We start from the raw sequence: 24,178 nt of genomic DNA, 5'->3' as shown, positions 1-24,178 counted from the left end.
CCCCAGTCCAGCAGTCTGAAAAGCGAAATGCAACAACGTGTTCGGCGTTCGAAACAGGGTCAATTAAATTCCGGTACCTGGGTCAAAAGTGCATCGGCTGCAACACCAACCTTTTATATTGATCCCATTTGCTGCGCTGCAGAATTTATCGTCGGCAATACTGTGAGGTAGGGGTTATTCATAGGAACGTCATTGAACAACCGAAGAGGGTCATTCAGCAAATAGCCATGCAGCCTGCGTGATTTGCGCGGTCCGGTGACTTCACAGGTCCAGATGTTCAGGCCGTTCTCCTGCTTTCGGTGCAAGTCCAGCTTCTCGAAGCGCTTTTGCACCCACTGCCAGTCTGTCACCTTATCTTCTTTGGCGAAGACGGCTGACTGTGGGTGTTCCTGTGCGTAACGTTGAAACAGCCCAGGACTCACCAGGTACACGGTATCGGCCACGGTATGCACCAGAGCCTTCGCGTCATTGATGATCAGTTTGCGGCTATCAATGTGCTGACGCAGCCAGACCATGAAATGCTCGCCTGACGGCGGTGGTCGTGAGCCTCGTTCCTGTGAGGCAGATGCCGGTGACGTAGCAGGCGCATCGGATTCTTGTTGAACTAGCGCTTGTTTGGGTTCGTTGTTGCCCGGTGGTGAAGGTCGAATGTGGGCGTTATCCGGCGAGGTGAACAACTCCAGTAGGTCATCCAGTCCATCCGCAGAGGCCGCGGTTGCGGCTGGTATCACTGGTGCGGATGAAGGCCTTCCGTTCACCGTCATCGCAGCGGCTTCGCCACTGGGCGATGTGCTGCGGCCGGCCGTTGCTGAAACAGCTTCTTTCTGTACCACCTTCACGGTGCCGCTAAACGGCGGGGGCCGCTCTGCGCTTTCCCAGATCAGGGCAGGGGCCAGCCGCAGCAAGGTGAATGTATGCGACCAACCACCCTCACTCGTGATGACTGCCTTCCAGATGGCCTTGTCATCAACTGTTGGCTGAAGCATGCCGTGATCTTGCAGAACGTTGAATACTGCGGTGTTACTCGACGGGATCCCTTCGATGCCCTGCGAAAGCAGGTGCGCGCGCAGCTTGTCTGAGACTGTCTTGCTGACGAGCCATAAGGCGTCCTGTGTCAGCCAGCCGTCCGAGGCCTGTGGCTGGTTCAACCTCAGCTCCTCCTTGAGCAGGAACCGCAGGCCTTCAAGCAGTTTGCGTTGCAGTGCATGTTTCGGTGCCGCCATCACCCTGGCCGGATCGCCCCCCAACTCCTGAGCGACAGAGGCTCGGTCAGCCTGGGTTACGAGCTCACCGAGCACGCCGGCATGTTCATATTGGCCTGCCAGCACATACAGTAACGACGACCACAGAGCGGGATAGTCGCTGAGCCAGTCCAGGATGTGACCATCAAGCAGGCGGTTGTAGAGTAGTCCGGTCGCAGCACTGTGCAGCCGGTACTCACGCTCCTTGCGATAGCGGAAGCGGTACGGATGCAACAACGGTCCGTGCCAGGGGTGCCATGTGTTGCCGTCGGCATATTCCACATGAAGGTCGATTGCGATCTTGCCAATATCGTGCAGGAGCGCTGCGTAGGCAATGGCGGCTGTCCAGGCTTCGGCTTGTGCTACTTGGTCCTCTGGTGTTGTGCCTGCTGGAAGAAGGTGCGATTGCCGCAGCTTGAGCGCGTAGGCGACGATTTCCAGCCCGTGATCGAGCATGCCGCCTGGATAGGCGTGGTGATGGCTTTCCGAGGCGGGGAATTGCTGGACCAACTCGGCGTAGCGTTCAAGTGGTGCGAGATACAGGGACCTGAACTGCTTGCGTGAGAGCGAAGTACGTTGCCAGATGTGTTCCAGCAGCTTCTGCCGGCGTGGGGTGGCCAGCAACGATGCGGCCGACTCAGGCCGCGTCAGCCCCTTACCTTTTACAGCCGCTTCCGTGGGCGCCATCGGTGCCGACGCCGAGCGTTTTCGTTGGAACAGCGCGAACATGATGTCACCTGAAGTTGCGGTGGACGGGAGAGCCTTTTCCTTTTACGGGTAGAGCCTTTCCCCTTGCCCCCATTCCATTGACCCTTCCCAGCCCTTTGACCTTTATCGAAGCCTTTACATGTAGCTCGGCTCGGGGAGTCGCTCTACAAGCTATCCGGCACGGGGTCAGTCCTTTTTTTGAGGTAAGCGCGATCCGCCTACCGGGGTCTGAAGATCTCGCCAATCTGTCTTGACGAGGAAAGGAATATTCCTTACCGTTGGAAAAACTGTCATCTGAGGAGCACGCCACGCCATGGCAGCCATTCATGAACTAGCCACGCTCACATCGAAGGGCCAGATCACGCTGCCCAAGCCGATCCGTCAGGCGTTGGGCGTCGATACCGGCGGCAAGGTAGCGTTCGACCTGGGCGAGGATGGGCAGATTGTCGTCACCCGTGCGAATGCCGAGCACGAAGATCCGGTCATCGGCGCGTTTCTGAGTCTGCTGGCCCGCGATATCGAGGCTGGCCAGCATGTTCGCGGATTGCCGGATGAACTGGCTCACGCCATGCTGAAGCAGGCTGGGCATGACGTGAATTTGACTAACGATATTGACGGCGAAGTGGCGCTCTGATGCAGCGACATGGATGGACGCTACTCTTCCATGACTGTGTGATCGAGCAGTTGCAGAAGCTGTATGCCGCCGCGCAGCGCGCGGAGCAGAATGACCCGATAGGATTTGCATCCAATGCCAACTTCAAGCTGTTCCGAGCTCTGAGCCAACTGATGCTTGAAGTCGTTCCCGGTGAGCCGGCGTGCGATGAGTACCGTCAAGGCAACACACTGGGGCCGGAATACCGCCACTGGCGACGGGCCAAGATTGGGAGACGATTTCGGCTGTTTTTCCGTTACGACTCGAGGGCCAAAGTGATTGTCTATGCTTGGGTCAACGATGAGCAAATGCTGCGATCCTCGGGGAGCAAGTCCGATCCGTATGCGGTGTTTGAGAAGATGCTGGGCCGTGGAAATCCGCCAGACGACTGGGGCGCATTGGTGACAGCCTGCCGGCAGGATTGGAGCAAACTGGAGTAATTGTTCAAGGCGCGTAGCAGGTGATGACTATGAGCACGAGGACTCGCATCAGCAATGCAGAACGCTTCGGCCGCTGGTTCGGCCGCGGATGGTGCGCTTATGTACGCGGAGAACGGCGTGTATCGGGCTGGCTGGTTGCGCAGGGCGTGCCTGCGCCAGCGGCGGCTGTATTGATCTGGGGTGTCAAGCTCGCGGTACTGGCTGTGCTGCTCTACACCGCTTTCTGGCTGGCTCTGCTGCTGGTGTTCGGCGTGGCCGCAGCTGGGGTGGCTCGCAATATCGATTGGGATGTTGAGCAGGAGACCGAGTGGCGCACAGGTGCTAGCGGATTCGGTTTGTATCGTGGCGACGTTCGCATCGATATTGGCGATCCTAATGAGGACGATTGATACGCCGGACTCGCTTTTTATTTCAGGGGTCTCGAAATCGTCCCGGGTCCCTTGGAACCAGCGGATTTTGCCCCATCCGTTCCCATCGTCATCATCTGGACAAGATTTCCAGCGCGTACACCAGCCCAGCTTAATGCTCCTACCCAGAATCCGGGCAACACAATGAACATCGTCCCCATGACGAAGTTCAGCAACAGATCGCCAAAGGCGTTGTTCAACCCCATCACTGGATCGAAATTAGTGACGGGCCGATTCCAACCCCAGCCCGAGCCGTAGAGCGCGTCGAGGATGGTGCTGTCGATCCAGCGAGCGAGCTGGAACCAGAAGTCGACGAAGAACAGCGCAAACTGGACCACGCTGATGGCGACCACGGTCTTCAGGTCGTAGGTGCCCATCAACAGCACCAGCGGGATGCAGATCACCAGGGCCATCTTCAGCAGCGCGAGTACCATCGGCAGCGCTTGACGCACCACGTCCATCGCCGGAAATGCAGGAATGGCTCCCACCGCAAGACCTACGTCGCCAGTCGTGCGGGTAACAATGTTCGGCAGGGTCTTGTCGATCTGGCCACCATAGTCGGTGTAAACCGTTCCCTGATTGAGCTTCTGTTGGCGCGGGGAGGCGATCGCACGGATCACCGAGTTATCCACTTCGGCACGACTCAAGAATCCGGCCCATCCGGCCATTCGGTTGAGCAGGCTGGGGTCGACTTGGGCCAATAGCCGTGTGCGCAACCCGTTACTGCCATCGCTCCACCACTGATGACATGTTGGATAACCCGCGCCGCTCGGCACCTGTGCGAGTCCGGCGTCTCGGTTGCTATCGTAGGGCCAGCCATCACGGGGTGTCTTGGCATGGTATGTGTCGTAGAAACCGTTGGTGTTGACAAAGTAACTGGAGCCGATCCAGGTCACGTCATGCATCTGTGCTTCATCCAGTTCCGGTCGACTCATGAACAATTTCGCCCTGGCGGGTCCATAGCAGTCGTGGGTGAAGTCCGCCACGTCCTGTGCGAGGAGGGGGTCGTCAATGCGCGTAGTGTTGATGTCCATCCTCATTTGCCGCAGATCTGTTCCGCACGGGATCGCCGCCACCGAGGCCCCTGTCACCGCGCGGGAGAGCGTATGCATGAAGGCCCACCACACCGGCACCTTGGCGCTCTGGTTGTTGAGCGTGCTGAATGACTGCGACCAGCCGGTATCCATAGGTTGTGGAACATTTACCTGGCACTGTGCCGATCGCGCCTGGTCGTACTTGATCGTGCCGAGGTCGATATCGATAAACGGGATACCGGCGAACATCAGCACGACGATGGCCACCCAGATGCGGTTCTCGATGCGCATCGAGGACAATACGCCCTTGTTGCCTTCGTCGGCCCCTTCAGTACGTGCTTTGAGCCATTCCTGGATAATAATGGCTATAAAGGGAATGGCGAACACGCCGCTGGAGACCAGCACCGACAAGATGCCGTTGTGGACGATCCAGGCAACCAGCGTCAGGTAATACTCCAAGTAGTCGGTAGTGAAAAGCGTCATGTTCCACGTCTCCCGCTAGACCGCCTGCATCAGCAGGCTGGCCTCCAGTGCGATGATCGCGATGACGCCGGCGATCTCGGTACGTAGCAGCCGGCGCTGTGTCGAGGCATCCGACTCGCGTGCCAGCAGCCGACGGTGCATCCACATCCAGCCATAGCCCGTCGCCCCGTAGAGACAGAGCCGCCACAGCAGGAAGTAGCCCGCTGCGTCTGCCAGCCAGCGCTCCCAGCCGGCAATGCTGCCAACCAGATAGAGGCCGGCGATGTTGGCCGTCATTGCCAGCGCAACGAGCGGCAGCGTCCACAGCAAAGCCCTGGCAACGCGCTTGTTGAAGAGCCAGTGCGGCCGCAGCCATGCTGCGTTCATGGCGCGCCTCCTGGATGGGAGCGCTGTAACTGGTCGAGGCGATCCGGCACCGGGTCGCCCTCGTAGATACCACGCGAGCCTGACGCACGCGTACCATGGCGCTGAATGATCGTCATCGGCGAGTTGTTTGCCAGCTCGCGCCTGATCTCCAGTTCGGTTTTGAGGTTAAGGATCTCGCGGTCGAGCGTGTCGCTTTCATGATTGACCGCTTCGACGGCCAATTGGTTAGCCGCTACGTTGGGTTCTTTCTTGCCGGTTAATAGTGTGCGCTGCAGCAGCAGAGCCTTCTCCAGTACCGACGCCAGCGCCACCTCGGACGCCAGGCGGTGGGCGAGGACATCTTGGTCGGGCTCGTCACGCAGGGCTTCGATAACGCCGCGGGTAACCGGCAAGGATGTACTGCCGGCTGCACGCAAGTTCTCAGCGGTGGTATGGCGGGCGCCGCTGATCAATTCCTGCAGCGTTTCCAGCTTGGTCTCGTACTCTTCCTGAATCAGCGGCGTCAACCCGACGCCTGGCACGGTCTGGGTCTTGGTGCAGGTCTCGCAGGTGCGCTGCTCCTGTTCGCCGAGCACGCGTGTGGCCCAGTCGGTGGACGCTTGCGGCGACGACCAGGTCTGGCACGCCAGGCTGTTGCAGCTCGCCGGGTCGATGGATGTTGGGTCGGTTGCACTGCGGCCATTGACCAGGTTGTAGCCGGCACGCGTTACGTCGCTGATCACTTTGATCGACGGCTGGCCGGCACCGCCAGCATTGCCGCCGCCCACCCAAGGCACACCATCCTTGCCCCGGCTGGTTTCAGCCTGTTCGATGGCCGACACCGCGTCAGTGCTCGTCACCGCCTGGCGCAACGCCATGCCCTCGGCGAGCTGGCTCCAGCCCATCTGGCCGCCTGCCGTGTCGGCCATCTTCTCGGCCATCGCGCGGCAGGTCAGTTTTGAACGATCAAAATCGAGCCTGGCTTGAAGAATACCGTTGGTTAACAGATTGTAGAGGCCGGGGTCTGCCCGCTGAATGATCAGCGCCGGCAACGATGCGACCGCGCTTGTCGCGTTCTGGATCACGCTGCTCATGATGTTCTGAAAACCATTGGTGAGGCCGTTGAGCTGGTTCTGGATCGTGGTGCTGATGTTCATGTCGCCGCACATCAGGTTGCTGTTCCAGCCTGCGCCCACACCGAGAGAATGCAGGCCGGCCGCGCGGCTCATGGATACCGCGCTGCCGCCACCAATCGAATACATGAGGTCGTCGCCAATCACGCTGCCGCTGTTCTGGAAACCGTCGGTTTGGGCCGATACCAGGTTGCTGACCAGCACCAGCGTGGCGGCCAGAAGGGCCACCTGCCACCGCAACGGCAATGGGTGGAAGAGGGTGACAGGACGCTTCATTGTTTTCCCCTCAGTTGAAGTCTGTACTGCCGAAGAACGTCTGCCCGCGGCGTTCGCAACAGCTGTATGGGCGCCAAAGCGCCCAGGCATAATCACCTTGCTGGGCCTGGGTCAGTGGTTCGCTGTGGGGGAACACCACGCAGCTGTTGGAAAGACGCGGCGTCAGCTCCTGCCACTTGCCGCTCAAGGCATTGCTTTCCTCCAGCGCGCCGGCCGGCCAGTAACCGGGCTGCGAGTTCGCGAGCAATGGCTGATAGACATGCAATTGCCCCCGCCGGGTGACGATGTCTCCGGCGCGTTGGGCGACCACGGCGCCGGCCTTGTAATCGTCGACCTGATGCAGAAATCCGCCGCGCGGATAGACGGTACCCCACAGGTTGAACGTGCTGCGCGCGCCGATCTCGCGCATGCCCGGAATCAGGGCCTCTGGGTACACGGCTTCGGGTACGTTGTAGCGCCAGGCCACGGTGTCGAGCGTGCTCAGCAGGTACGGCATGAACGCCGTGCCGGCACCTTTGCAGGCGTAACCTGAGGTGCTGGCAAATTGGCCGAACACATGGCCGCCGGGATGACCGATCACGTCGGCGTTCTTGAACTTCGCCATGTTGCTTTCATTGTCATGGTTAGTCGTGCCGTCGCCGCCTGCCTGGGCCGTCACGTTGGGTGCGCTCATGGCCCGCACTTCGAGCCACGGGTTCTCACCGGTGTTGGAGTAATTCGAAACCACGGCATCCGGAATATAGTGGCGCACCTTGGTGGAGGTCCGCACCGAGCAGCCGAACGGCGTGCAGAATAGCCAATAGCAGATCCCTACCACTCGGTATTCCAGGCACGATGGGGACAAAGTGGAAGACACGATGGTCGCGGTGTTGAGCGCGAATGATGACGAGGCGGCCGTCAACAAAATGGTGGCGATGCCGGTACGCCGAAGACGGGCACACTTCATGGTTGAGTCCTCCGGTAGGCCTCGATGCGTGCGATCGCCTTGGCGACGCCCGGCTCGCCATAAACTACGTAGCGTTGATCCACGACGATGGCGGGAAGGGTGGTGATGCCCAGGCGCCAGGCATCGGTCACGTCCTGGTAGGTCCTGGCCAGACGCTGCTCCAGCGTGGGGCCGCCGTGCTTGAGGCGCTGCTGTACCAACAGTGACGCTTGCTGGACATCACTTGGAAGATCGGTCGACAGTTCGGCTTCAATACGCGCGGGTGCATCCAGCTCGATCAATCGGTCAGGTGTACCTTGCACGGGATGTTGGCGGTCGCTGATGACCCATATATCCATTGCACTAGCCGCAGAGGCACACAGCGCTATGGCCAAGGCCAGGCACCTGATCGGGCCGGGGGAAAGAGAACACAACATGGCGCAGTATCCGGTGGTTCGTGACCTCGGTAGTGCAACGCATCGCGCTTAACGCGACGACAAACAATCGGAAATGGGAGGTGCCCGGTTTCCATGCGCCAATGAATCGCGGTATTTCGTGGACCGCAGATGCCCCATCGAAAGCATCGCTTCCGATGGGGGGTTGGAGCGTCAGCAAGCTGGCGCGAAGAGGATCAGATCAATCCGTGTTCGGCGAACGAATAAGGATCGCCTTTCCCGATGATGAAGTGATCCAGCAGACGGATATCGACCTGTCCCAATATCTCCTTCAATCGCTGGGTCAACGTTTCGTCCGCCGTACTGGGTTCAGTGCAGCCGGAAGGATGATTGTGGCAGAGCACCAGAGCGGCGGCGTTATAGTCCATACAGCGCTTGAGCACCACCCGTGGATAGACGCTGGCGCTGTCGATAGTGCCTTGGAACAAAGGCTCGTAGGCCAGCACCTGATGCTTCGAATCGAGGAACACGGCGCCAAAGACCTCATGCGGCTGTGCTGCGATTTTCAGCTGCAGGAAGTTGCGCACATCTTCCGGGATTTGCAGCGAGGGGCCACGAGTGAACACTCGCTGCTCAAGGATGAGCAATGCCTGTTCGATGATTTTATCGTCCTCCGGTGTGAAGACGGGACCGAGTGAAGCGCTACCACTGATCATGGCGAGGGATGTGGACATGGGAACCTCCTTTAGGAATTGGAGGCAGCCGTCCCTGGAGGGCGGACCCTCCGGGGACAGTGACGATAGGCATCCGCCACCGCTTGCGCGGATGGCCGTTCGCTCGGGGATGCGTGGCGAACTGGCGTGCAGTCAACGCGGTCGAAACCGCGGCATAGCCTTGAAGACTGCGGGCTATCTGGGCATGTCGCCGACGACGTCGGCAGGTATTTGGTGATGAGGTTGTGCTGTGCTTGGCGCTGTACCGTTGGCAACCAATAGGTCCAAGGCTGACAGTAACGCGTCGCCTTCGGCCGGGCCGGCCAGGATCAGTGACTGGCCGCTGTGGTGGTCGATCAGGTGCAGGGTCGGGGTGGCGCTCACGCCGCCATGGCGTGCTTCGTTGGCCTGCGCCTGGATGATGGTGTCGGGCCGCTTACTGGCGAGGCAGGCTTGCACGGTGGGGTCCTGGCCGGGGTACTCGGTATCGGGCGGCAGGCCCTGGCCATCGCTGCGGGTATGCTGGTAGATCCAGCTGATGGCTTGCCAGAACGCATCATGGCCGTGGGACTCGCCGATGCATTCGGCCAGACGCGCCTGTCGAGTCGCTGCCGGCTCGTGCATGGCTAGCGGCAGGTGGTGCCATTGCAGATTCACCTCCGGGTGCTGGTCGATCCAATGCCGCAGGATGGGGTCATAGGTCTTGCAGTAGGGGCATTCGAGGTCGGCGTATTCGACAATGGTGAAGCGCGCATTCGTGCGTCCATAGCGCCAGGGTGGGCCGGCCGGGTGCTGCGCAGCGGTGGCGTCCGACGTGTGGGTTGTCTCATGGTTGGCCCACGACCAAAGCCAGAGCACGAGCAGGCCAGCAATCACCCAGCCCAGCAGCCAGACTCCGCACGACCAGCGACGGTCGAGGAGAAGAGTGGGCGAAGGCATGGCGGGCTCCTCGACGTCAATCAAACAGGTCGTAGCGCAGCGGCTCGATGCCCCGCGCCCGGTCGATCTGCTCGGCAACCCGTAGCGCGGCTTCCAGTTCACTGATGCCGTGCTGCTGCATCAATTGAAAACGTTCGGCCTTCTCTTCGGGTTCCGTCATTGCCAGCGCCAGGTACAGGCTGGGCGGTACCGCACGGAACAGCAACTCCATTGATTTTGACAAAATTACCCCCTCGGTGAATTTTCCGGCTTCCTTGCGCGCGGACAGCATCAGGGCCTTCTGCGAGGCGTTCAGTTCGCGAAACCGGGCAATCTTCTCCACCTCGTCCGGGGGCATGCTCAGGCAAATCCACCACTCGATCATGTTGAGCATGGGTTCGGCGGCTTTCGGCAGGTCGTCCAGGTTCTGCGTTGCCAGCCAGTACCAGGCGCCCAATTTGCGCCACATCTTGGTGATCTTGACCACGTAGGGCGCGAGCAGCGGATTCTTGGTGATGATGTGACCTTCATCGGTGACATTGATGATCGGGCGGCCGAGGAACTGGTCGCGCTCGGCGATGTTGTTGACGGTGTTGATCAGCGAGATGTAGGCAATCGACAGCTGCGCGTTGTAGCCCTCGCGCGCGAACGTCGCCAGGTCAACAACCGTGATATCGGCCTCCGGCCAGGGCGTCCCCGGCCTGTCGAACATCTCGCCATCGACGCCCTGGCAAAACATGTCCATCGCATCGGCCATTTCCAGCAGACGGGTACGGCGTGTCTCGGGTAACGTCGAATCACGACCGCGTTCGCGCAGCGCATTGCGTACATCACGGGTCAGTACCGTGCGTTTTTCTATCACGCAGTGATGGGCGGCCTCGAGGATGCACTGGCGGATCAGGCTGCGATCGGCGCGGGTCATCCTGGCTTCCTCTTTGTCCTCCCCGCCGGTGATCATCAATCGTGCGGTGATCTCCAGTTCACCCAGCACATCACGTTGCTCGTCACCACTGGCATCGCCCTCGGCGGATTCTTCATCGAGCGCGTCGGCATCGAGTGTCTGGACCTGGCTGGGCGTGTCGACCAGGCGCCAGGCGTCCGCGAACGGCGCAAGGCTCACGCCTGCGCCAGGAGCAAGCCTGACACGATGCACCGACAGCCCCAGGCGCGCGGCGAATTCACCGTAGAGGCCAAAACTGTTACCGGCTTCCACGATGAACAGCCGTGGCCGGTAGATGGCGGTGATCTGGTTGAGAATGTTGTTGAGCGTGGCCGACTTGCCTGAACCGGTGGGGCCAAACAGGAACAGGTGCGCATTCATCTGGCGGTCGAGTCGGTTCAATGGATCAAAGGTGATCGTGCCGCCGCCACGGTTGAAGAAGGTGATCCCGGGGCGGCCGGTGCCGGCACTGCGCCCCCAGGTCGGTGCCAGATTCGCTACATGCTGCGCGAACATGAGCTGCGTGTACCACTGACGTTTGTCGTTGCCCGGGTCATAGACACAGGGCAACCAGCGCAGGTAGCTGTTGAGCGGCGCGACTTCATCCTCTTCGCGTACCGGTTGCAGGCCCGCGTTGAGCAGGACGTTGCCCAGTTGCAGACCGCGGGTATCGAGGTCTGCCACGTCCTGACCCCGCAGGTAGAACGCCAGCGAGGCGCGATACAGCTTGTGTGCACTGCCAATCAGCCCGCGCGCCTGCTGGACGTCCTTCAATGCCTGTTCCGAGGCCAGGGTTTCACCAACTGCCTTTTTCGCCAGGTGATTCAGGTGCGCCTCGAGGATGTCCTGCGGCGTGACGACCATCGTCAGGCACATCACGGTGTCTTCGGGCATCTGATCCATCAGGGCATTGATCGCATCACCGCCCTTGCGGGTTTCCCCGGTGATGTGCCCGGTGTTGGGCGGCGTGCGCAACCGGTCGACAACAACGGTCCGGTGGGGCAGGTCGTCGAAGTACCACAGGCCGTTTTCGACGTCAGAGCGGGGCTGGCCGAAAAACAGGCGCTGCGCGAAATCCGTACCACTGGCCAGTTCCAGCTCGCCGGGTTCGGACTCCGTCGGATAGGACGTGAGGCGGTAGAAGCGTTCGCGGTCTTCTAACGTGGGGCCGAGCATTGTCGGCCGAGGGTTGAACCAGAGTACCAGCCAGGCATGAATATCTGCCGCCTGCAGGCGACGGGCGCGTATGCCCGCATTGGACAGACCCCCGAGCAGCCGGTCGCAAATGACATTCAATGCCTGCTCGGGGGATTGCCCGCGTCGGGCGCGCGTACTCCCAGCACGCCGATACACCACCAGGCGGACGCGGCGCGTTTGGCCGCGCCAGGGTAACTTGGTGACTGTGCGGTCCTCGAACAGGCCGCCCTGCTTGGCAACGGCCCGCAGATGGTGACCGAAAAAGCGCAGGTAGAACTCGCTGAAGGCGCTGCCCTGTGCCCGTGGCTGGAGATAACTGCGCAGGGAGGCAAGGTACGGGTTCCAGTCGGTCTCGTCCTGAGCGTAGAGCTGCATCACCCAGGGCGAGTCATCCAGTTCATCGAAACTGTCCTGTAGTGCGTTTTCCAGGGCGTCGCGCGCCTGGGCAAGCCAGGCCGCCTCACGACCCTCAGTACCGACGGGTATCAACTCAAAAAATGCCGCGACGGAGACGCCGTCTTCGAGCAGCATGCATTTTGAATCGGGCAGGTATTCGACCCAGGGCAACAGATCGGCAAACGAGGGCGCGACGTCATAAAGCGCCTGCTCGTCGGCCTGTGTTGCGGAACGCTGCCTCCGGACGCCGATCTTGCCCGGTACCGGAATACCGTGCGCTTGCAGTTCGGCAACATGGCGCTCCCAGGCATCCGGGGTTGGCCTGTCTGCCTGAGCCGCCTCAGGTACGCGGGAGAATGGCCAGCGCATCAGTAATCCTCAACCCGCTCACCGGACATGGCGTACTGGACCCGCTGGTACAGGGGAAAGACGGTTGTGTACCCGGGAACGGGAGCGGGATCAGTGCCTGCCAGATGAGGAAAGACGTACATTACAAGGTCCGGATTGGGCAGGCGGTGGAACTGCCGGTAGATCTCGTTCTGCGCGGTGCGGGTATAGCTTGCGTTGACAGTCGGCGCAGCGTTCACATCGTCTTGCGTGAGTGACCGGCGCAGCGACTGCCGGGCGTCCAGCAACTGCTGGGCACTCTGCCCGCCACGCGCGGCACCTCCGGTCTCCTCGTTCCAGATATCGAGCATGGTGTTGCCGTCATGCGGCAGCATCTTTTCCTTGCTGGTCGAGCAGCCGGCCAAGGCCGCGGCCACCATGAGGACCGTTAGGCCGTTAATCCAGATCCTGCGCATGGGGAGCGCCTCCTAAACGGTGATCGACGCGACGACCTTTGGGGGCGTAGTCGATGGTGAGGGGTTGTTCGAGATGGACGGCGACCTGGGCGCCGGGCTTGACGTAGACGGCGGCGAAGGCCTGGCCGTAGAGCTTGTTCACCCACTGCGACATGTCCTGCACACCGCCCGCGAGGATGCGGCCCACCGCTTCGTTGCCGGTAATACCCACGGTGCCCATTGAGCCGTTGTTGTTGGCCGCCACGGCGACGCTGTCATTGTCCGATTTGATCAGCGATGCGGCCCCGGCACCCGCCGCCGTAATCAGCGCCTGACTGCCGAGGTACTGCTGGGCGTTGCTGCGGCGTTCACCTGAAACGCACGGGATGCCATAGGAATCGCTGATCCAGCCCAGACCCTCCTGGGTAGCGTTGCTGCCCCTGTTGTCCTGCTGCCGGTTGCCACCGCGCTCGCCCTCTTCGGGCACAGTGCGGATGGTGCCGTCATGGAACACGAACGTCACACTGCGGACCTGGCCGCGCACGCAGGACAGCGTCCAGTCGCCTGATGCGGTACCGCTGACTACCGCGCCGGCCACCTCGGGGAGGTCGATGCCGTTGGCGGTGAGGTTGTCGGGACCAATGAGGACCTTGAACGGGTAGGGGTCATTCACCGTACCGTCCACTGGCACGCGCCCGATCAAGGCAGTCATCGCAATCGAACCCATCAGCGTCGCGTTGGTTGGTACGGTGTAAACCGGCGTTGCGGTGGATACACCCGCCGCCTTGCTGCCAGCTTCCACGATGGTCTCCCGGGTCGCTTCCAGCGTCTTCTGCGCGGGCCCGAAACGGGTGGGGAAGCTGAAGCTGTCGCGCTTGCCGGAGGCGCTACTTTTGCCATCGCGCCTGGCATCGTCCGGTTCAATCCAGTGAATACCGTCACTGCCGAGTCCATCGCCGTCCCCGGGTTGCAGGCCCAGACCGATGGGAAGGTCGGCATCACCACGCTGACTGGACAGCCCTTCGATTTGGCGCTGCAGATCCTGCAGCAGGCCCTGGGCTTGCTGCCGCTCGCCGGAGACCTGTTCGCGGTCGTTGCGCAACTGGTTGCGTTCAGTCTCCAGCGCACTTTGGATGCGCCGGTCAATTGAGCCTTCACGCTGACGCAACCGCTCGTTTTCAGACTTCTGCGTTTTGTTGTCCGCCATCGCACCCTGCAATTCGGTACGCAGTTGTTTGACCTGACCTACCAGCGTCGCCACGGTGTCGCGGGGCGTATCGCCCTCGATACCCAGTGCCTTTGCCTCTTGCGACGTCAGCCGGGGAGTGCCGTCATGGGCCGGTTGGCCGTGATCGCCGGAAAACAACTTGATTCCGACGAACACCAGCAAGAGCGCCATGGGCACCATCAGCCACTTCAGCAGGCCATTACCTTTCATGACGAGCTCCGTCCTTCGGGGTTGGCGTTGAGGGGGACGGCAGGTTCAGCACCGCATTGATCGGGCTCACCCTCGGCAACAGAGATTCGGCCACGCCATGCCCTCGGGTCACCAGGTAAACCACCGAGGTGTCTTCCGGGGTACCGACAGGGCCCAGGGCTGAATGCTGAAACGTTGCGGTCATGAAATCACCCTGCAGTTCGCGCGGATCCAGGGCGAGCCAGCGGGTCGACCTGTTGGCCAACCTGACGGCGGTCACCCACAGATCATCCAGCCGCCAGGCGGCGATGGCTCTGGCCTGAACGGGCAGGGTGGGCAGCAGCGTGTCCAGGGGCAGATGGCGGCGCAGGTTCACGCGTGCCACGCCGGGAACGGACTCGACTGTGCGCAGCGGTGCGTACAGGTTCTGCGCGGCGTAGCGGGTCAGCACCACGGGCACGGGTGTTTCATGGGCAGCACGAGGTGGGCTGGTCGTCTCGGCGCTGCCATCAGAAGCCTGGGATGTCTGCGCCTCGCCGTAGCGTTGAGTCGGGCCCTCAGTCTCAACAATACGCACGGGCTCCATCGCCGCCTGGCCTGCCACAGCGGACTCGGCCGCGATGTCCAGCAGGATCAGTGTCCCGTTGTCATCATCCTGCAGTTGCAGGCGTGTTGGTTCGATGGGCTCACTGGCGCGCAGATAGAGCGCACCACCGGCACTTTGTACCCGCAGGCGTCCGGTGAGCGAGGCAGGCACCCCCACGCGGACGTTGCGGTCGATGAACACGATCCGCTCTTGATCCACGACCAGGGAAACCGCCAGGGGTAGGCGCTCCCAGCGCAGGATCTCCACGGCGTGGACTGCCGGCGACAGCACAACGGTGAGCTGCAGGCTGAAGGCACAGAGCAGGTGTTTCATGGCGTTTCTCCCATAGCGCCACCCAGCCCGCCCGGCGTGGTTCTGGCAGGTGTGACAGGGTCGGGGCTGATGATGCGTTGCGGTGCGCCGCTGTAGCAGTCCAGGGCCAGGCCGAAAGGGTTGCGCTCGGGGTCGACGTCCACCCGTACGACCTTGAGGGGGTAGCGAACAAGGGCCCGCTTGACTTGCTCGGCACCGTAGTATTCATCCGCCGTCACATCAAGCGTGACGATCCAGTCGCGGTCAGAGACGACTTTCACCCGCTGGGTCGGGTTCTCGCCGTAGCCGCGCCCCGGGATCTCATAGAGGCCTCGTACCCGCTGACGCAACTCACCTGCCGTACGGCGGTATTCATAGTCGTTGCGCAGAAAGGTCTGGCAGGCGGGGGTAAAGTAGGGCGCCAGTACATGGATGTTGCGCGCATAGTCTTCGTCACCGTTGGTGGGCCAGCGCTGGAGTTGCTGCCAGATGTAGAAAGAGAAGGCATAGACGCTTTCGGGTGGCACTTCCCACCACTTCCGGGTACTGCCGGAGCGCAGGTCGGGGGGGACGTGCACGGTCAGGTCACGCGGTGCGCTCCACCAGCCGCCGCCCATCACCAAGACGATGACAAGTAGTGCGCCAAGCCCCAGTCGTAGGGTCCTGATGTGCGACTGGAGGTGGGTAATTTCGTTCTTGAACCGGCTCACGCTGCCTTGGTCCTGCGCGTGCTCCAAGAACCCGAGCTGATCACCAGGGCGTGCGCGCCCACAAAAGCGGCTAAGGCTGGATAACGCTGTGCGATCCGCCACTGCAGTTGGCGATACAGCCAGGTGTCGGGTCTGCCACGTTTCTGGCGACGCAGCATGCCTCCACCTGCAAACACCCCGGCAGCGATGCCCAGCATGATGGCCGTGGGCACGATGGCAATCGTCGAAAACACAAAGGCCAGCGGCACGCCTACCACCAGACTGCCTGCTGCCGACAGCCCGGCGCAGATCCACAGCTCGTCTGCGGTAAGGCCGCGGACGACCACGGGGTGACGGTTGAGACGGTGTGGAAGAAACACCACCGTCCCGTCAGGCCGAATGTCCTGATGCGTGCTCATGGCATGACTCCTAGAGCACGCCGGTGGCTTCAGTGAGCAGCCAGACACCAACGACCAGCAGGACGGCGCCCACGGCCACCGTCAGGCCGAATTGCCCCCAGGTTTTGCGGCCCGTGTGGATCTCTGCATAGGTACCGTAGGCGTGGTAGCAGACGCCGACAAACATCGAGGCGACCACCAGCAAGGCGACGAGCATCACGATGTCGTAACCGTAATTGCGCAGCGTCTCCATGATGCCCGAGCCCGTGCCCCGTGACGGGTCTTCCAGGGTTGGGAGATCGGCCTGGGCAAGCGATGGCAGCATGACGAGTGTGGATGCCGAGGCCAGGACGGCCATACGTACCGAATGCAAGCGATGCGAGAGCGGGTTCATGATGTGCGCCTTTGCGTTAGGAGAGCAGGAAAAAAGTCAGCACGACGTACATCGCGATAAACCTCACCGCAACGCCGAGGAACTGACGCTGGGAAATCCGCTGTTCCGACCAGCCGACATAGGCTGTGCGCAGGGCCCATACGCCCCACAGCAGCAGGACTGCGAACACGACACCGAGTAGTACGCCGGCGACAGCAGAGGGAGTGAAGCCTGCATTGGCCTGAAAGGCGGCAAGCTGGTTGGCGTTCATTGGTCATCCCCCTGTTCGGCGTCCTGGCGGTAATCGCCAAGCAGTACAGAGGGATCGCGTGGCTGTGCACGCTGGGGCGACAGGTAATCGTCGATGCTCGACCGCATGCGCTGCAGGTCGGCGTCCAGACGCCGATAGTCGAAGTGATAGCGGGAGCGTGACTCGGGGGCGGTGCTGGCGGATTGTTTGGCCAGACGGTCAAGCAGGTCGAGCTGGCGGGCGACGGCGGCCAGGTGTTCACGCTCATACCCATCGTCAGCGGCGGCGGCGAGCTGAGTGATGAAGATACTGGTGAGCAGCAACGCTACGACCGGACGTCGCCATGCGTAAGCCGAATTGTGAAACCTTGCCATTGCGCCATTTCCGATGGACTCGAACGGCTCGATGCTGCGGGGATGGCTGGTGGAAAGCCGCAAACAATGGGGAGTTACTCCTCACCACTTTCCTTACATACATTTTTCGGTGGTGTTGCGTTGTGCATTCTGAAGAGAGTGGTATGGGCGACTGTTTCATCGCAGAACAGCTATCTCTTCATCTGTGTCTCTGCGTATCGAAATCGTGGACGCTAAGGGCTGATATATTTTCAGATTTCACTTTAGCATTCTGATTGGACTGCTAATCGCTTACTAGCGCTCCCGTGGGATGTTTATTGACAACAGTAACGAGACATGAGGTAATTGTTCTCATGGGAGCTGATAATGGCCTTAAGAATTCCTATGAGGATGATAAATGAGTACACCACTGCCGTTACCCGTCGAGCGGGCGCTCCGCAAGCTCGGCAGCGACATTGAGCTTGCACGCAGGCGTCGACGGATTTCACAGGCCTCGCTTGCAGAGCGAATGGGGGCTTCTGTATCCACTGTTCGGCGCATGGAGAAAGGGGATATGCGGGTGCCTATTCATTTCTTCGCCCGCGCCTTGCACGTGTTCGGTGAGGTACAGGCGCTGGCCAACCTGCTGGATACGGCGCACGACGACATCGGGCTGACGCTGATGGATGAACAATTGCCTAAACGTGTACGCAGTAAACCGCCGGCATCGGGGGCATTATGAAATCGGTTACTTCAGTTCGCCAGCAAGTCCAGGTCTGTCTTGGTAAGGCGGAAATACCTGTTGGCACTCTTATTTACGTCAAGCAGGGGCGCCGCGAGAACACCACCTTTGCCTATGAGCAGGGATGGTTGGGGAATCAGGATGGGTTCAATGTTTCTGCCGATCTCAGCCTGATCTCGGGTTATCAGCCACGTAGAGCTCCCTCAGCTCACGATTCGGTCTTTCATTTCGCCATTGCCGATACAGCACCGGACGCTTGGGGACGTCGGGTCATCGCACGTGACCATGCCAAGCGTCGTAAGGGTAATCCATCGCTCGCGTCGCTGACAGAGATGGACTACCTGCTGGCGGTTGACGATTTCAGCCGGATCGGCGCGCTGAGACTGCGCGATCAGAATGAACAATATTGCCGGACTATTGAAGATGGACGGCGCGCTACACCGCCACTGCTGGAATTGCAGCGCATCTACCAAGCCAGCCGGGCAGTTGAGAAAGGTCAGGAAAGCACTGAAGATTTGCGTTACCTTCAGGGCAAAGGCACATCGCTCGGCGGGATGCGCCCCAAGAGCACGGTGGTTGATGAGGATGGTGCACTCGCCATTGGAAAATTCCCAAGCGTGGGCGACGCCCGTAGCGTGACGCGCGGCGAAGTGCTGGCCTTATGCTTGGCAAAACAAGCAGGTATCAATGCCGCGCCGGCCCGTATCATAGAGCTGGATGGCGTACCGGTCGCTATCATCCGCCGTTTCGATCGCGATGGTGCTGATGGGCGTATTCCATACCAGTCCGCCGCATCTTTGCTGCAGGCGTCGCGCGAAGAGGATCGAAGCTATACCGAAATTGCCGATGCTATCCGTTCCGTGGGGCATGCACCGACCGCAGATGTGCAGCAGCTGTGGCGGCGACTGGTTTTTAACCTACTGATCACCAATGTGGATGACCACCTGCAGAACCATGGCTTTCTTCATGTGGAAAAGGGGCTCTGGCGGCTGGCACCGGCATTCGACGTCAATCCCTTCCCGGACAAAGAGCGAGAGTCGAAAACCTGGCTGTCGGAGGAGGATGGACCGATCACCGATCTTGAGATGCTGCTGGCGCGGAGCACCTATTTTTCGTTGAGTCGGGAGGATGCGTTGGCCGTGCTGGCAGAAGTGTATGACGCCGTGCTGGACTGGCGGCAGATTGCGCTCAGTGCTGTGGTGGGGTTGCAAGCGAGCGAGTTGGACGATTTTGCTCCAGCGTTTGAGCACGAGCAAATGGAGGCGGCGCAGGCATTACTGGCCTGAAATACCGGTCAGCACTTATAGGTATTTTTTGAAGCTGCCTGCTGCGAGGTCTGTTGCGGCACCTAACAGAATTGCGCAGGGAAGCAAGAGAAGAAGCGGGTGTGCGCTGACGGGCAGGGTCAGGTAAAGGACCCAAGGCATGACGGCGAGCGGCATCAGACTGGCCTTTGCCCGGTGGTAGACAAAGCCGGACTCACGGCCCGCACCAAAGCGCCTGATGTCCCGCCGCACCAGGCCATCGACCAGACCGACGAATGCTGCCATCAGAAATAGCGGAATGGTCAGTACCAGCACCAGCAGCCGGACGAGGAACACCAGTAGCGTGTACGCACTGGCGATCAGATAGTTCTCCAGGTACACATAAACCTGACTCAGATAAAAACGGAAATCCCGACCCGCTCCCTGGCTGGGTGAACTGGCCTTGGCGGATGTATCGCGCATCCAGTCGATGAGCCCGCTTTTGACGAACACCCATTGGTAAGCCGTTTCTACCAACCAGGACGCCGTTTGTCCCGGTTCCTGCACCACGGCGCTGCGTGTGAAGTGTTGTGAGAGTTGCGTCAGTTCATAGTCCAGCATGCCTTGCGCGTGCCGCCAGCCTTGATCGGCCCAGAACAGGTGCATACCCACGCATTCGATCACGATGGACAGAAACAAAGACCCCAACAGCACGCCCACAAACCGGAATGGCAGCGTGATGATGCCGGTGATCAAACCCTGCTGTTGGGTCTGCTGGCGCTGCGCTGTGTTGGCCGGGTCACTCACGGTTGCGCCTCTCAGCAGTCGTTTCGGCGGTCGCCATATGCCGGAACCCGTCAAGCAGGTCATCAGGTAGGGGGGCATCCTGCAGGCCCGGTAGTGCTTTGCTGTCCCACCAGTCACCCGCCTCGACGTAGTGTTGGCGCATGTACCCAGCAAGCTGCTGCAGGTCCCTGGGCATCACTTCGTCAGGGTCGGGTGCCGGCAGCGGCATGCGAATCTTCCAGAGGTTGCCGCCTTCGATCAGTGCAAAGCACTGCCCCTTGGGCAGGCCGACAACATGGGCGGGTTCGAGCAGGGGCACACTCGTCGTCGTGATGCGGTCCTGGGTGTTGCTGGTAAAATCGGTCTTGCCGTGAATGTCGGAGCTGTCGGTGGCGCCGCTCATCAGTGAGGTGGTGTACACCTCAACCTTGGGCAACTGTTTCGTGAGTAATTCGGCGGTCGCAGTTTCCCGCACCCTCAACATAAACAGGTTGTTGAAGTTACCGACCACCTGGCCGGCTTTGGCGCGGTTGCCGATACGCGCTTCAATGTCACTGAGCGTTTGCGTGTAGGCGGTGACCTGGAGACCGGCACCGCCGCCTTTGTTGACCATGGGGATGAATTCATCACCCATCAGTTCGTTGAACTCGTCGGCGTGCACGTTGATCGGTACTTTGACCCCAGACGCCGTGCCGGGTAGACCATCGTCAATACCGAACTTGTAGATGTGTCCAGCGACCGACACCAAGTCGCTGAACATGCTGTTGCCCACGGCGGCTGAAACCTCGGCATCCGAGAGTGCGTCCAGGCCCACATACACCACGGCCTTCTTCCGGATAATCTGCATCCAGTCGAAAATGGGACGGGGGTCGGCCAGATCGGCATAGTCCGGGGCCAGCAACTGAGAAATCTTGCCGGTCGTGAGTTTTTCCAGCAGGGGCAGCAACGAGGCGACGATTTTGTCGAAGTAGGTGCGGTCATAGCGTACCGCAGATCTGAGCCCGTCCAGCACCGGATCGTAGACCCTGACCTGTGACAGGTATTGTTCGAGCGCAATGACGCGCTTCTCGCGGCCGATCATGTTGCGGGGAGTGTTCTTGTCGTTGAGCCTGGCCTCGATCTGCACAATGACTTCCCACGCCTTCGGTTCGTTGCTCGCGAAGTAGTGCTGGGCGTACTCGATGAACAAGGCATCGATGTTCACTACATGCCGCTGGATCAGCAGGTAGTCGGGCCGCTGCCCCAGCTCGACGAGTGCACGGGCGATGATGTTGACGAAACGCCAGGCGAACTCGCGAAACGCCGCAGAGTTGCCCTCGCCGGAGAGTTGGCCGGCAATGCGCGTGGCCACCTCGCTGATGCGGCCAAACCGGCCCACGGCGTTGTAGCGCGCACTGATATCCGGCCAGCCAAGATGAAAAACATAGAACTCGCCTTCGCGTCCGGCGCGTTTGGCCTCGACATACACGCGCTTGAGCAAGTCTGCATCGCCTTTGGGGTCGAAGACGATGACCACTTCATGCTCGCCGGCTGCGTTACGCCGCCGGATGTCCTGGGTGATGAACAGCTCGGCGAGTCTTGTTTTGCCCACCCGCGTGGTGCCCAGGACGAGTGAATGCCCAACCCGTTCCCCCAGCGGCAGCGTGACGTCCACCTCATGCGGTTCAATGCCATGCAGGCGCGGCATGCCACCGACTGGAGGTAGCGGCCGCGCCGGATTAAATGGGCTGTCCCAGGTCGTCAGTCGGGCAAGTTTTGAGAGTGGAAAGGGTGCGAATTCCAGCCGCTCTTCCAAACGGCGGGCGATGCGGTAGGCGGCCGTGGGTTCCACATAACGACGAAACTCGGGGCGGTACGTTTGCATCAGCCGATGCGTGTGCCGCTGATCCCAGCGAAACCCTCGGCCGATGAACAGGCGCTGCTGACTGACCGGCACAGCACGGCTGGTCATCACGTACTTCGGCAGACGGCGGACATTGCGCCGATAGCGCAGGATGAACCATGCCTCACGGAGCCGAATAATGCCAAACAGCAGGAACGCCAGGGCTGATCCCAGGCCCAGCAGTGGATTTAACGCCAGCGACCATGGCGCCACCAGGCACAGAAGCGCGGCAACGGCGCAGACGGCCACGGTGTACAGCTCCACCGCTGGCCGTAGCAGGACTTCCACCGCATGAGGCTGGGCCATGGCGAGTGGCTCACTGCTCAATGCCGGTGGCAGTGACCAGCACGGGGTAATGGCGCAACCCCAGACGTTCTGCGAGATCGTCGCCCGATACCGGCGATAGTGTCAGGCCCGGGGCCAGCCCGCGCAAGGTGGCAAGTGCGTCTGCAGATGCCACGTTGACGACCAAGCCGACCGCATTCAATTCGCCCAGGATTGCTGCACGCTCGCGTAACCATTGGCGCGAGCGGTCGTCATCGCCGACCAGAAACATTGGCCGCAGCCCGGGGGCCTGGATGACCCTGCGCGGCTCCTCCCCCGGCGACAGGCGTCCGGAACGAACCGGCAGCATGTCTGTTTCGTTGAAACGTTGCTGTGACGGATGAGGTGCGGCGAGGGACGGGGCTAACGGCTGGTCCTGGTGGGGTCGCAGATTCAGTGATTGGTAGTAGGGCCATGCCGAAACACCGCCACGATCTTCGACCACGATCAACGAGGCGGCGTCTGCGAGCGCTCCCCCGGTGGCCAGGCATAGCAGGCCGAACAGCGATCGGGCGGCGATTCGCAGAGGAAGATGGAGCTTCATAGTGGTTTTCTCCTGGGGGAGTTTTCAGCGAGGGCGCCGCCGAGCACGCGCTGCAGGTGCTTGTGCACACTCATGCGGTAGCGGGCAGCCGCTGCCCCGCCTGCCGGGCGGTGGTAGCGTCCAATGGCGAGCAGCCAGTCCTCGCCGTCGGTGTGCTGTTCGCGCAGAATTTCCGCTGCGATAGCGAGGTTGCGATACGGGTCGAGTAGATCGCAGGGCTGCGGGTAGCGGTGCTTCTGATAACCCAGGTTGACCTGGCCGAGGCCGGCGTCGACCCGTGTGGGGGGAGCCTCCCGCAGCGCCTTTTGCAGACCCGTACATGCTTTGGCGCGGGAACTGAAACGGCGCGATACGCCCGCCACATTCAGGGTCCAGGGCCACGGCACCAGCCGGCCATCGCGTTGCAGGCCGCTCTCCTGCAACGCCACCGCATACAGCACCGCAGAGGGAATGCCAGCTCGGTGCGCGGCGATCTGGTACGCCGGAGGCGGTACGTCCTGCGCGCCGGCGGGGGCGATGATGGTCATCCAGCCCAGTACCACGAGCAGATGACGCCAGCGGGTCATTGCCGTTGCCGTTGCCATTGGCCATTGACCTGCCGCACAACGGCAGGCAGGTCCCCCGGCAGGCCCAAAGACAGCCAGCGTCCGGCATCGTGGTTGAGCGTGATTGAACCGTTGCGTACGCGATCTGGATTGATGCTGGCTCGCTTCGCCCAGTCGCGAATGAGCGTGTCGTTGGCGCGGCTGCCGACCATGTAGAGGTCGAAGCCGACATCAGATGCCTGCAACTGCTGAACCGCCAGGCCACATGGCGCGCAGCCGTCCTTGATGAACACGGCGATGCGGTCCGTGCTGTTGACGGTGGTGGAGGAATTGCCTGGAGTATGGCCGGGCAGGGTGACACGTTGCATGCCCGGGTGTAGACGTTGCCAGGCGGTGTCGTAGGCCCGCTGGTATGCCAGCGTCTTTTCGGCGCGGCGGGCTTCAACCTGAACCTGCAACTCGGCATAGCGACGGCGCTCCTTGTCGGAGCGCGCTTCGATGCCAAGTGCGGTCAATGGGTCGAGGTTGGGCGAAAAGAGGCCCAGCGGTCCCTGCATTAATTGGCGATAGCGAGCCCATTCTTCCGTGTGCAACCCCCAGTCACGGGCCTGTTGTTCGTCGCTGACGCGTGAGGTCGCTGTTTGTTCCTCGCTGGGCGCGACGGTGGAGGCAATCGTGAGAGCGTTCTGTGCGATCACCGGAGAGTTAAAGAAGGCGATCAGGCTCAGCGTTAACGCGCGGAAAACAAGATTGCTGTTCATCCGGAGCC

27 protein-coding genes are annotated in these 24,178 nt (G+C 61.1%); 5 read left to right on the top strand and 22 right to left on the bottom strand.

Going from position 1 to position 24,178, the window contains the following annotated elements:
- Window positions 1-113: 113 nt before the first annotated feature.
- Window positions 114-1,970, bottom strand: a complete 1,857-nt coding sequence (gene mobH, locus FQ182_RS15945) for a MobH family relaxase (protein WP_149413304.1) — start codon at window positions 1,968-1,970, stop codon at window positions 114-116.
- A 292-nt stretch (window positions 1,971-2,262) separates the two neighbouring features.
- Between mobH and FQ182_RS15940 the strand changes: the two genes are divergently transcribed.
- Genes FQ182_RS15940 through FQ182_RS15930 form a run of 3 tightly spaced genes read left to right on the top strand, consistent with a single transcriptional unit; the run spans window position 2,263 to window position 3,430 of the window.
- A complete protein-coding gene (locus tag FQ182_RS15940; RefSeq protein WP_092234868.1) occupies window positions 2,263-2,583 on the top strand; it encodes a type II toxin-antitoxin system PrlF family antitoxin in 321 nt (106 codons plus the stop codon).
- Window positions 2,583-3,041 (top strand): type II toxin-antitoxin system YhaV family toxin, encoded by a 459-nt coding sequence (locus FQ182_RS15935; protein WP_092234871.1) that lies wholly within the window; start codon window positions 2,583-2,585, stop codon window positions 3,039-3,041. Before FQ182_RS15940 ends, FQ182_RS15935 begins: the two co-directional genes overlap by 1 nt.
- 29 nt (window positions 3,042-3,070) lie before the next feature.
- Window positions 3,071-3,430 carry a DUF3742 family protein gene (locus FQ182_RS15930; RefSeq protein WP_092234873.1) on the top strand — a complete coding sequence of 120 codons (360 nt, stop codon included), beginning with the start codon at window positions 3,071-3,073 and terminating at the stop codon, window positions 3,428-3,430.
- A gap of 17 nt (window positions 3,431-3,447) precedes the next feature.
- On the opposite strand, the gene FQ182_RS15925 is transcribed toward FQ182_RS15930, so the two are convergent.
- The 16 genes from FQ182_RS15925 to FQ182_RS15850 form a co-directional block, all read right to left on the bottom strand.
- The gene (locus FQ182_RS15925; protein WP_092234876.1) at window positions 3,448-4,965 is read right to left on the bottom strand and encodes a conjugal transfer protein TraG N-terminal domain-containing protein; all 1,518 of its coding nucleotides are present in this window, start codon (window positions 4,963-4,965) and stop codon (window positions 3,448-3,450) included.
- A gap of 15 nt (window positions 4,966-4,980) precedes the next feature.
- Window positions 4,981-5,331, bottom strand: a complete 351-nt coding sequence (locus FQ182_RS15920) for a hypothetical protein (protein WP_092234879.1) — start codon at window positions 5,329-5,331, stop codon at window positions 4,981-4,983.
- Window positions 5,328-6,719: an integrating conjugative element protein gene (locus FQ182_RS15915; RefSeq protein ID WP_092234882.1), complete on the bottom strand. Its 1,392-nt coding sequence runs from the start codon at window positions 6,717-6,719 to the stop codon at window positions 5,328-5,330. Before FQ182_RS15915 ends, FQ182_RS15920 begins: the two co-directional genes overlap by 4 nt.
- 10 nt (window positions 6,720-6,729) lie before the next feature.
- Window positions 6,730-7,665 (bottom strand): TIGR03756 family integrating conjugative element protein, encoded by a 936-nt coding sequence (locus tag FQ182_RS15910; protein WP_092234885.1) that lies wholly within the window; start codon window positions 7,663-7,665, stop codon window positions 6,730-6,732.
- On the bottom strand, window positions 7,662-8,081 hold the full coding sequence (locus FQ182_RS15905; RefSeq protein WP_092234888.1) for a TIGR03757 family integrating conjugative element protein: 420 nt from the start codon (window positions 8,079-8,081) through the stop codon (window positions 7,662-7,664). The genes FQ182_RS15910 and FQ182_RS15905 overlap by 4 nt, the downstream gene beginning before the upstream one ends.
- A gap of 194 nt (window positions 8,082-8,275) precedes the next feature.
- Window positions 8,276-8,773 carry a DNA repair protein RadC gene (radC, locus tag FQ182_RS15900; protein ID WP_092234890.1) on the bottom strand — a complete coding sequence of 166 codons (498 nt, stop codon included), beginning with the start codon at window positions 8,771-8,773 and terminating at the stop codon, window positions 8,276-8,278.
- Between the two features lie 174 nt (window positions 8,774-8,947).
- Entirely contained in the window at window positions 8,948-9,691 is a 744-nt protein-coding gene (locus FQ182_RS15895) for a thioredoxin domain-containing protein (protein WP_092234893.1), read from the bottom strand.
- A gap of 16 nt (window positions 9,692-9,707) precedes the next feature.
- Window positions 9,708-12,572 carry a conjugative transfer ATPase gene (locus FQ182_RS15890; protein WP_092234896.1) on the bottom strand — a complete coding sequence of 955 codons (2,865 nt, stop codon included), beginning with the start codon at window positions 12,570-12,572 and terminating at the stop codon, window positions 9,708-9,710.
- Window positions 12,572-13,006 carry a TIGR03751 family conjugal transfer lipoprotein gene (locus FQ182_RS15885; protein WP_092234898.1) on the bottom strand — a complete coding sequence of 145 codons (435 nt, stop codon included), beginning with the start codon at window positions 13,004-13,006 and terminating at the stop codon, window positions 12,572-12,574. The genes FQ182_RS15890 and FQ182_RS15885 overlap by 1 nt, the downstream gene beginning before the upstream one ends.
- Window positions 12,987-14,423 carry a TIGR03752 family integrating conjugative element protein gene (locus FQ182_RS15880; RefSeq protein ID WP_092234901.1) on the bottom strand — a complete coding sequence of 479 codons (1,437 nt, stop codon included), beginning with the start codon at window positions 14,421-14,423 and terminating at the stop codon, window positions 12,987-12,989. Before FQ182_RS15880 ends, FQ182_RS15885 begins: the two co-directional genes overlap by 20 nt.
- Window positions 14,413-15,321 carry a TIGR03749 family integrating conjugative element protein gene (locus tag FQ182_RS15875; RefSeq protein ID WP_092234904.1) on the bottom strand — a complete coding sequence of 303 codons (909 nt, stop codon included), beginning with the start codon at window positions 15,319-15,321 and terminating at the stop codon, window positions 14,413-14,415. Before FQ182_RS15875 ends, FQ182_RS15880 begins: the two co-directional genes overlap by 11 nt.
- The gene (locus tag FQ182_RS15870) at window positions 15,318-16,010 is read right to left on the bottom strand and encodes a PFL_4703 family integrating conjugative element protein (RefSeq protein ID WP_092234908.1); all 693 of its coding nucleotides are present in this window, start codon (window positions 16,008-16,010) and stop codon (window positions 15,318-15,320) included. The genes FQ182_RS15875 and FQ182_RS15870 overlap by 4 nt, the downstream gene beginning before the upstream one ends.
- Window positions 16,007-16,408 carry a TIGR03750 family conjugal transfer protein gene (locus FQ182_RS15865; RefSeq protein WP_092234911.1) on the bottom strand — a complete coding sequence of 134 codons (402 nt, stop codon included), beginning with the start codon at window positions 16,406-16,408 and terminating at the stop codon, window positions 16,007-16,009. Before FQ182_RS15865 ends, FQ182_RS15870 begins: the two co-directional genes overlap by 4 nt.
- 10 nt (window positions 16,409-16,418) lie before the next feature.
- The gene (locus tag FQ182_RS15860; protein WP_235861065.1) at window positions 16,419-16,745 is read right to left on the bottom strand and encodes a TIGR03745 family integrating conjugative element membrane protein; all 327 of its coding nucleotides are present in this window, start codon (window positions 16,743-16,745) and stop codon (window positions 16,419-16,421) included.
- 52 nt (window positions 16,746-16,797) lie between these two features.
- On the bottom strand, window positions 16,798-17,031 hold the full coding sequence (locus FQ182_RS15855; RefSeq protein ID WP_092234917.1) for a TIGR03758 family integrating conjugative element protein: 234 nt from the start codon (window positions 17,029-17,031) through the stop codon (window positions 16,798-16,800).
- On the bottom strand, window positions 17,028-17,384 hold the full coding sequence (locus FQ182_RS15850) for an RAQPRD family integrative conjugative element protein (protein WP_092237365.1): 357 nt from the start codon (window positions 17,382-17,384) through the stop codon (window positions 17,028-17,030). The genes FQ182_RS15855 and FQ182_RS15850 overlap by 4 nt, the downstream gene beginning before the upstream one ends.
- A 376-nt stretch (window positions 17,385-17,760) precedes the next feature.
- Here FQ182_RS15850 and FQ182_RS15845 point away from each other — a divergent pair, with 376 nt between their 5' ends.
- Window positions 17,761-18,084, top strand: a complete 324-nt coding sequence (locus tag FQ182_RS15845) for a helix-turn-helix transcriptional regulator (protein WP_024718120.1) — start codon at window positions 17,761-17,763, stop codon at window positions 18,082-18,084.
- Window positions 18,081-19,370 carry a type II toxin-antitoxin system HipA family toxin gene (locus FQ182_RS15840; protein WP_167362631.1) on the top strand — a complete coding sequence of 430 codons (1,290 nt, stop codon included), beginning with the start codon at window positions 18,081-18,083 and terminating at the stop codon, window positions 19,368-19,370. The genes FQ182_RS15845 and FQ182_RS15840 overlap by 4 nt, the downstream gene beginning before the upstream one ends.
- A gap of 15 nt (window positions 19,371-19,385) precedes the next feature.
- Here the strand turns inward: FQ182_RS15840 and FQ182_RS15835 are convergent, their stop codons facing one another.
- Genes FQ182_RS15835 through FQ182_RS15815 form a run of 5 tightly spaced genes read right to left on the bottom strand, consistent with a single transcriptional unit; the run spans window position 19,386 to window position 24,170 of the window.
- Window positions 19,386-20,135, bottom strand: a complete 750-nt coding sequence (locus FQ182_RS15835; protein WP_092234923.1) for a TIGR03747 family integrating conjugative element membrane protein — start codon at window positions 20,133-20,135, stop codon at window positions 19,386-19,388.
- Window positions 20,128-22,302 (bottom strand): type IV conjugative transfer system coupling protein TraD, encoded by a 2,175-nt coding sequence (gene traD, locus FQ182_RS15830; RefSeq protein WP_092234926.1) that lies wholly within the window; start codon window positions 22,300-22,302, stop codon window positions 20,128-20,130. Before traD ends, FQ182_RS15835 begins: the two co-directional genes overlap by 8 nt.
- Before the next feature lie 10 nt (window positions 22,303-22,312).
- The gene (locus FQ182_RS15825; protein ID WP_092234928.1) at window positions 22,313-22,864 is read right to left on the bottom strand and encodes an integrating conjugative element protein; all 552 of its coding nucleotides are present in this window, start codon (window positions 22,862-22,864) and stop codon (window positions 22,313-22,315) included.
- The gene (locus FQ182_RS15820) at window positions 22,861-23,448 is read right to left on the bottom strand and encodes a transglycosylase SLT domain-containing protein (RefSeq protein WP_028622309.1); all 588 of its coding nucleotides are present in this window, start codon (window positions 23,446-23,448) and stop codon (window positions 22,861-22,863) included. Before FQ182_RS15820 ends, FQ182_RS15825 begins: the two co-directional genes overlap by 4 nt.
- Window positions 23,427-24,170 carry a TIGR03759 family integrating conjugative element protein gene (locus FQ182_RS15815; protein WP_028622308.1) on the bottom strand — a complete coding sequence of 248 codons (744 nt, stop codon included), beginning with the start codon at window positions 24,168-24,170 and terminating at the stop codon, window positions 23,427-23,429. Before FQ182_RS15815 ends, FQ182_RS15820 begins: the two co-directional genes overlap by 22 nt.
- Window positions 24,171-24,178: the final 8 nt, after the last annotated feature.

The sequence above is a fragment of the Pseudomonas sp. ANT_H4 genome (genome assembly GCF_008369295.1).
Taxonomy (GTDB): domain Bacteria; phylum Pseudomonadota; class Gammaproteobacteria; order Pseudomonadales; family Pseudomonadaceae; genus Aquipseudomonas.
This window is presented reverse-complemented; position numbering and strand designations above follow the sequence as displayed.